The sequence below is a fragment of the Halobacteriovorax sp. genome (genome assembly GCF_041587335.1).
In the GTDB taxonomy this organism is placed as follows: Bacteria; Bdellovibrionota; Bacteriovoracia; order Bacteriovoracales; family Bacteriovoracaceae; genus Halobacteriovorax.
In genome coordinates this window covers 1-1815 of record NZ_JBFGYP010000273.1, presented here as the reverse complement: position 1 = coordinate 1815, position 1815 = coordinate 1, and the positions used below count along the sequence as shown (strand labels likewise).

Sequence of the window (1815 nt, the reverse complement as noted above, 5' to 3'; positions counted from 1 at the left end):
GAACCTCCACCGATAACGGTAGAAACACCACAAGCGATACCTGCTCCAACAAAGCCTACAGCAACACCAACCTCACTACCATCTGCAACAGGAGTATTGACTTCATACGAAGAGTTTCCACCACCATCGTTATAGGCATAAGTAAAATTCATCTTTAGACTATAGTTATAAACGGGACTACCCATTTCATCACGAGCAAGCTTTGGAATAACATAACTTGTATATGGATCATATCTATCCGAAACAATTTGTATGTTTTCATTGCTACATTCATTACTGAGGGACTCTTTAACAAGTTTTAAATTATTTAAAGCAGTTATAATTTCTGATACTTTTACAGCTGAAAATTCACTTAAATTTTTTGAGAGATAGTATAATTCCGAAATATCAGAGCTTTCAGAGTCTATTGAACCAGATAGCTCTGTAAGTAATAAATAATCCAGATAACTCTGCTCTATCAACTCTTGACTTATGACTTGCCTAGACAAAGATCTTCTATAATAAAAATCAGATACTCTTCGCTCATGAGAATTTTTGAACTCTTTCTCATACATACTCGCCCTATCACTCAAGTGCTTTTTTACATTTGATAAGGCCTCGTCATACTTTCCTGCGTAAGATTGAAAACTATAGAGAATAAGAGAGAGCACTAAAAGTAATCTACTCACCAAGCACCTCGAGCGCCGTAAGAGCAACTTTGAAGTTAGTAACAATTTCGCTAAACTTTAAAGAACTTTTCTTACTGATTTCAAGCTTTGTAACTGTAAATATACTATTATTAATTCCGAGAGCATCTCTGAAGTCCTCAGCTCTAATTCTTTCATTATTAATAATAATAGTATTAATCATCTTTTGAGCTGGATTTCGATTTTTTCTAACGATTTGATCATTAAGAGAATGAGGAAATACTGTCGGAGCATATGAACTATTGATATTTAAATCTGCAAAGAAGTCATTTCTCAAACTAGTAACTCCACCAACTTCACATACAGGAATTTCAGCATACTTAGGATTAAGTTCACTATAGTAGAGCTTACTTATTTCACGGTAGTCTAAACACTCAATAGCAAGCTCTTCAACAAGAACAGATAGTCTCTCTTCCCCAAAGTCTATTTGCTTAAGGATCTGCTGGTGAGCAGATTCAATAGATGATTCCTCAAGAAGCTTTAAAATGGAAACAAGAACTTTAATATCTTTTTTCAAGTACTTTAAAGACTTAGAGCTTCTATCATTTATTTCTCTCAAAAGACTATTCTCTAGAAAATCTTTAAATTCCTTTACAACCTCTTTATCTGTTATCGCTAACATCTCTAAAAAATCTATATCGAATTCATCATATGAAAAATCAACTCGACCAGCTAAGTATGAAAATAGCTCTAACTTATTTTTATGAAATAATCTTTCTAAATGAAACCTTATGAGATTCTTTCCAAGTCTACTTTTTAAGTTTGTTAGCTCTTTAACCGAAGCTATACTTTCTTTAATGAATTCTTCAGAGCTAACACTACCTTTTGCGCCAGTGCGGGCTAAAAGCTCAGACTTACTCTCATTGACCCTTCCCACCTCAGCAGAATGCCCCGAAGAAGTACTACAGTCCCTTATCTTTAACCCAAACCTTAGGGAGTCCTTTCCGCCTCTACCAGCACTTCCTGGCTGGCCAGGATTACCATACTCACCCGCAAGACCACCTTCACCACCTAGGCCTGGCACTGAAATTATAGAAACCTTACTGTTTGAAATATCATCAGTTCTAAGTATTACCTCAATATTATTTCCACCGTTTCCACCACGGCCACCATCTCCACCAAGTCCGGG

At 35.9% G+C, this 1815-nt stretch carries 1 protein-coding gene and 1 pseudogene; both read right to left on the bottom strand.

The genetic code is table 11. The features are described from left to right. Nucleotides 1-668 (bottom strand): hypothetical protein (locus tag ABX784_RS17350; protein WP_372656316.1); only part of this gene is annotated, 668 nt, incomplete at its 3' end. After that, nucleotides 661-1815: pseudogene (locus ABX784_RS17345) on the bottom strand (hypothetical protein); the annotation flags it as partial. The pseudogene ABX784_RS17345 and the gene ABX784_RS17350, both read right to left, overlap by 8 nt.